At 57.4% G+C, this 5,784-nt stretch carries 6 protein-coding genes; all 6 read left to right on the top strand.

Going from position 1 to position 5,784, the window contains the following annotated elements:
- Positions 1-383: 383 nt before the first annotated feature.
- Positions 384-1,382 (top strand): UDP-glucose 4-epimerase GalE, encoded by a 999-nt coding sequence (gene galE, locus GXP52_10110; GenBank protein NOY87636.1) that lies wholly within the window; start codon positions 384-386, stop codon positions 1,380-1,382.
- A 64-nt stretch (positions 1,383-1,446) separates the two neighbouring features.
- Positions 1,447-2,214, top strand: coding sequence for a 5'/3'-nucleotidase SurE (surE, locus tag GXP52_10105; protein NOY87635.1), 768 nt, complete (start codon positions 1,447-1,449; stop codon positions 2,212-2,214).
- A gap of 38 nt (positions 2,215-2,252) precedes the next feature.
- A complete protein-coding gene (locus GXP52_10100) occupies positions 2,253-2,879 on the top strand; it encodes a protein-L-isoaspartate(D-aspartate) O-methyltransferase (GenBank protein ID NOY87634.1) in 627 nt (208 codons plus the stop codon).
- Entirely contained in the window at positions 2,876-3,472 is a 597-nt protein-coding gene (locus GXP52_10095; GenBank protein NOY87633.1) for a DedA family protein, read from the top strand. Before GXP52_10100 ends, GXP52_10095 begins: the two co-directional genes overlap by 4 nt.
- Positions 3,473-3,476: 4 nt before the next feature.
- A complete protein-coding gene (locus tag GXP52_10090; protein ID NOY87632.1) occupies positions 3,477-4,193 on the top strand; it encodes a LysM peptidoglycan-binding domain-containing M23 family metallopeptidase in 717 nt (238 codons plus the stop codon).
- Positions 4,194-4,226: 33 nt separating this feature from the next.
- A complete protein-coding gene (locus GXP52_10085; protein ID NOY87631.1) occupies positions 4,227-5,132 on the top strand; it encodes a sigma-70 family RNA polymerase sigma factor in 906 nt (301 codons plus the stop codon).
- Positions 5,133-5,784: the final 652 nt, after the last annotated feature.

Genomic DNA, 5,784 nt, shown 5'->3' with positions numbered 1-5,784 from the left:
GAACCGCAGAGAAAGGCTTGGGTTTAGTCAAAACCTGATCCATTATTTTACTTTGCGGCCCTTTGCGGCAGCGCCTGAGAGTGGCGCCCTCAGTGGCCCTCTGCGATAAAACCTGTGCTTTAGAGCTGTAACGCAGAGTTACGCAAAAAAGTCAGGTGAGGGGAATATTTTTTTGATTTAACCCTGCCTGCCGGCCGTAGCTTCAGCGACGGCTGGTGAAACCCCGTGGGGCAGCCTGTGAGCGGCTGCACTGTGGTGAAATAACCAGGGTCTGGGATCTAGCCATTTCATCACGTTGGACACTGGACTCTGGGACTAGTTGAATCCGTTGGACATGATCCAACCCCTTGTCTCAGCCCTCCGGACCATGTAAGTTGCATCTCGTGGATTCCAATGAAAAAACAGTTCTGGTCACCGGCGGCGGCGGATACATCGGCAGCCACACGTGCAAGGCCCTGGCCGAATCCGGATACACTCCCATCTCCTACGACAACCTCTCCACCGGCCATGCGGAGTTGGTGAAATGGGGTCCTCTGGAAGTTGGGGATGTAGGTGATGCGAAGAGGGTAAAGGAGGTTCTGGAAAAATACCGCCCCTCCGCCTGCATCCACTTCGCTGGGTACATCCAGGTGGGTGAATCGGTTCTTAATCCGGGTAGGTACTATCAGAATAACGTGTCGGGGACCCTTGTCCTGTTGGAGGCGCTTCTGGAATCCGGTGTGATGGGCTTTATCTTTTCGTCCAGCGCGGCGGTGTACGGGACTCCGCAAACTTCGCCCATCCCTGACGATCATCTCCTGACCCCCATCAACCCCTACGGCGAGTCGAAACGCATTGTGGAGGGCATCCTGGGTGATTTCGGGACCGCCCACGGGATGAGGTCCGTCTCCCTGCGGTATTTCAACGCGGCCGGGGCCGACCCGGACGGGGAATCGGGCGAGCTGCACGATCCGGAAACCCATCTGATCCCTCTTGTTCTCCAGGCGGCCATTGGGAAGAGGTCCGACATCACCGTATTCGGAGACGACTACGGAACGCCGGACGGGACCTGTCTGCGGGATTATATCCATGTCACCGACCTCGCGAGGGCACATGTCCTGGCGTTGGAAATGATCGGCTACGGCGTTACGGCCAGGGCCTTCAACCTGGGCAATGGAAAGGGATTCTCCGTTATGGAGGTGATCCGGGAAGCCGAACGGATAACGGGGAAAAGGATACCGGTTGTCCTGGGAGGCAGGAGGAGAGGTGATCCGCCGGTCCTCGTGGCCGATTCCTCAAGGGCAAGGGTGGAACTGGGGTGGGCGCCTCGGTACCCCGGCCTGGATGAAATCATCGGGACAGCGTGGCGGTTCTATTCAGCGCGGGAAACGGTGGAAAAGTGATCATTGAAAAACCCCGGTCGAATAGATTAGGATGCCTGGTGTTCCGATCAGCAGGAAAATGCCTGTGCTCATACTTGTAACCAACGACGACGGTGTCAACGCCCCCGGCATCCAGGCCCTTGCCAGGGCCATGATGGGGCTGGGCAGGGTTGTTGTCGCCGCTCCGGACCGGGAACGCAGTGCCGTAAGCCACTCCCTGACCCTGCACCATCCGCTGAGGATTGAAAGGGTAGGGGAGGATTGCTATTCCGTGGACGGCACCCCCACGGACTGTATCCATATGGGCGTCCACGTAATCCTCAAGGGCCAAAAGCCCGACCTGATCGTATCAGGCATCAACAGAGGGGGTAATCTTGGCCACAACATCACCTATTCGGGGACGGTCTGGGCGGCCATAGAGGGAAACCTCATGGGGATACCCTCCTTCGCCATGTCTCTCGTTGAGGCCGGGAACCTGGATTATGAACCGGCGGGACTCTTTGCCTTGAAGATCGGCCGCTGGGTCGAACGCAACGGCCTTCCCGAAGGCACTATACTGAACATCAATGTTCCCGATAATCCCCGGCAGGACCTGGAGAGGTTCACCGTTACCCGGCAGGGCCGCCGTCAGTTCCTCGATAGCGTTGTCGAGAAGAAAGACCCGAGGGAACGGCCCTACTTCTGGATAGGGGGAGACCAACTCCCCGTGGAGGACGACGCCGAAACCGATGTGGGCGCCGTCGGCCGGGGATATATCAGCGTAACCCCCCTACACTCGGACATGACCGACTATAATGCGCTCGGCGCCATACGCTCCTGGGACGGGGGCCGGGACGGAGAGGATAATACTTGAACCGAAAGGCCGAACGACTCGACTGGGCCAGGAAAAAGATGGTCGAAAGCCAACTCGTGCCCAGGGGGATAAAGGACCCACGGGTGCTGGAAGCCATGAGAAAGGTCCCGCGGCACCTCTTTGTGCAGGAGACCCAACGGGGAAGCGCTTATGAAGACTACCCGCTTCCCATAGGCGAGGGCCAGACCATATCCCAGCCTTACATGGTGGCCCTTATGACGGAGGCTCTGAACCTCACCGGGGAGGAGTCTGTCCTCGAGGTCGGGACGGGGTCGGGATACCAGACTGCTGTTCTGGCGGAGCTTGCCTGCAAGGTCTATTCGGTTGAGAGAATCCCATCCCTGACGGGGCAGGCCCGGAAGACCCTTGACTCCCTGGGCTATAAAAACGTTCTCGTTCGCCTCTCGGACGGCACCCTGGGCTGGCCGGAGTACGCCCCTTTCGATCGCATCATAGTGACCGCCGGCGCGCCGTCCATCCCGGAACCCCTCGTGGAACAGCTCGTTGAGGACGGGATCCTGGTCGTGCCGGTGGGCAGCAGCCTCAGCCAGGAACTTATCCAGTTGACCCGGTACCGGGACGGTTCTATCAGGAAGAGGAAGCTGGGCGGCTGCGTTTTTGTCCGGCTCGTGGGAAAACACGGCTGGGAGGTGAATGGCCGATGAGCGGACTCGTCCAGTGGGTCATCGCCTGGTCCCAGAGTCCGTCGAGCGTCATTGCCCTCTTCGGGCTGGCTTTCGCGGAATCCTCGTTCTTTCCCATTCCTCCTGACGTGCTGCTCATCGCCATGGCCCTGATTCGTCCCAAGGAGGCTTTTGTCTTCGCCCTTGTCTGTTCCGCCGGGTCCCTTCTCGGGGGTATATTCGGATACTTCCTGGGTTGGCTGGGAGGGCGGCCATTGCTTCACCGGCTTTTTTCCGAGGCGAAGATCAACATGGTCAGGGACGCCTATGAGAAGTATGAGGTGTGGGCTATCGGCATCGCGGGCTTTACCCCCATTCCCTACAAGGTATTCACCCTGTCGGCCGGCACCTTTGCCATCCCGTTTCTGCCGTTTGCCACGGTCTCGGCCATAAGCAGAAGCGCCCGGTTTTTCCTGGTGGCGGGGTCCATATTCTTTTGGGGTGAGGAGATGAAGGTCCTTATCGAGAGGTATTTCAACTGGTTCACCCTGGTTTTTGTGGCGCTCCTTCTGGGCGGGTTTCTTATCCTGAAGCCCCTTTTCAAAGGGAACAGGCGGCAGACGGAGGAGAATTGAACCCGTGAAATTTAATATTCGACTGGGCATTCTGATTCCTGTTATCATGCTCGTGGCCGCTTGCGCCCAGAGCGGGGGAGTACGCCGGGATAGCGGGGCTCCAGGGCACCCGGGATACTCTGCGGACTTCGGAGGCGTTTATCACACCGTGGAAAAGGGCCAGACCCTCTGGCGTATTGCGAAATCCTACGGGGTGGAACTAGAGACCCTTCAATGGGTTAACGGTATTGAGGATGTCACGGCCATTCCGGTTGGCCGAAAGCTCTTCATACCGGGGGCCAGGAGGGTTCTGCATGTCGAGCCCTATCACCCCGGCCGGGTGCCGGCGCCTTCCCCGGGGGTCATCAGGATCGCGTGGCCCCTCACAGCTTCTCCTTCCTCCGGGTTCGGGCCCAGGAAGGGGAAAAACCACCAGGGTATCGATCTCCCTGCACCCATCGGGACACCCGTCAGGGCGGCGGCCGACGGAAAGGTGGTCTACAGCGGCCATGGCATGAAAGGATACGGAAATGTGGTTGTCCTCAAACATGCCCGGGAAATATCGACTGTTTATGCTCATAACTCGGTCATCCTTGTGAAGATGGGCGACCGTGTCAAAAAGGGGCAGATCATTGCCAGAGTCGGCAAGACCGGATGGGCGACGGGGCCCCATCTCCACTTTGAGGTACGCTTGCGTGGGGTTCCCGAGAATCCTTTGGCGTACCTTCCACGAACCTCTTGACGGCAAAGGAGAAGTGCCAGAATATCGGGGGATATGGGCGGAAAAAAGGACGAATCGATTTCCGGGGATCCTGCAAACAAGTCCAAACCTCTAAGAAAAACGCTGGATGTTTCGAAGGACCCCATAAGGATATACCTCCAGGAGATACGGAGGACAAAGCTCCTTCGCCCTGAGGAGGAGCTGGAACTCGCCAAGCGCGTTTCTCAATTTGACGATGAAGCCAGACGTGAGATGATCGAATGCAATCTCCGTCTGGTGGTCAACATAGCGAAAAGGTACATCCACCGGGGGCTGCCGCTTCTCGATCTCATCGATGAGGGTAATCTGGGGCTCATCCGGGCTGTCGAAAAGTTCGACTACCGGAAGGGGTTCAGGTTCAGCACATACGCCACATGGTGGATTCGTCAGGCGGTTGAGAGGGCGATCGTCAATCAGGCGCGGATTATCAGGCTGCCTGTGCACGTGTCGGAGGCCATCAACAAGGTCCTGAAGGCGGAGCGCCAACTTGTCCGGAAATTAGGCAGGGATCCTTCCCCGGAGGACATATCCGAGCATCTTGATATGCCCCTTTCCAAGGTCCATAACATCCTTCAGTTAGTCAGGCGAACATCCTCCATCGACACCCCTGTCGGTATTGAAGACAAACAGGAATTGATTGATCTTATCGAGGACAGAAACACGGTTCCCCCCTCGCAGATGGTCGAGGATGAAAAGAGGGTCGCATTAATTTATGGGTGGCTGGACGAGCTTAATAAAAACGAAAAAGATATCATTATCATGCGTTTCGGGTTGGACGACGGGGAACCGAAGACCCTGGAGGCTATCGGGCAGAACTACGGTGTGACGAGAGAGCGGATCCGCCAGATCGAAGCGACGGCGTTAAGGAAACTGAAAAGGATCACAATCAGGTCCAATATTTCTCTGGATGAAATAATTTAGAAAAACCGCTGAACCTGGAACGTGTTCCAGTGTTCAACGTTCAATGTTCAATGTTCAATGTTTAACGGGGTAAAATAGCTAGACCCCAGATCCCAGACCCTGATTATTATACCACAGTGCAGCCGCAAGCTCCCCTCGATAGGCTCCCTTCGACTAAGCTCAGGACAGGCGGAGGGCGCCACTCTCAGGCGCTGCCGCAAAGGGCCGCGCAAAGTAAAATAATGGATCAGGTTTTGACTAAACCCAAGCCTTTCTCTGCGGTTCTCCGCGGCGCGGCCGGGGTTGGCCGCCTTTGCGTAACTCTGCGTTACAGCTCTAAAGCACAGGTTTTATCGCAGAGGGCCGCGGAGGGCGCCACTCTCAGGCGCTGCCGCAAAGGACCGCAAGTTAACAAAGTTTCGCGAAGCTGAATTCTCTTTGCAGCTTCCGTCTTCGCTCTTCGAACTTCGCCGCGACAAGTCGCCCGGGATTGCCGCGTCACTCTCGTCTGCCTCGATGCTCCTCGCAATGACACAGCGGCGTCATCGTGCGCACCCCCTCTGTCATCGCGAGCTGAAACTATGCGAAGCGATCCCGTAGCGCCCGAAGGGCGCCGTGATTCTCTTTGCAGCTTCCGTCTTCGCTCTTCGAACTTCGCCGCGACAAGTCGCCC

Source organism: Deltaproteobacteria bacterium (assembly GCA_013151915.1).
In the GTDB taxonomy this organism is placed as follows: Bacteria; BMS3Abin14; BMS3Abin14; order BMS3Abin14; family BMS3Abin14; genus BMS3ABIN14.
The sequence above is the reverse complement of the archived record's forward strand: the minus strand, read 5'-3'. Positions and strand labels throughout refer to the sequence as shown.

Excerpts from the sequence above, each read along its gene's own strand:
- GXP52_10100 (NOY87634.1), top strand. The coding sequence starts at position 2,253 with ATGGTCGAAAGCCAACTCGTGCCCAGGGGGATAAAGGACCCACGGGTG.
- GXP52_10095 (NOY87633.1), top strand. The coding sequence starts at position 2,876 with ATGAGCGGACTCGTCCAGTGGGTCATCGCCTGGTCCCAGAGTCCGTCG.
- GXP52_10085 (NOY87631.1), top strand. The coding sequence starts at position 4,227 with ATGGGCGGAAAAAAGGACGAATCGATTTCCGGGGATCCTGCAAACAAG.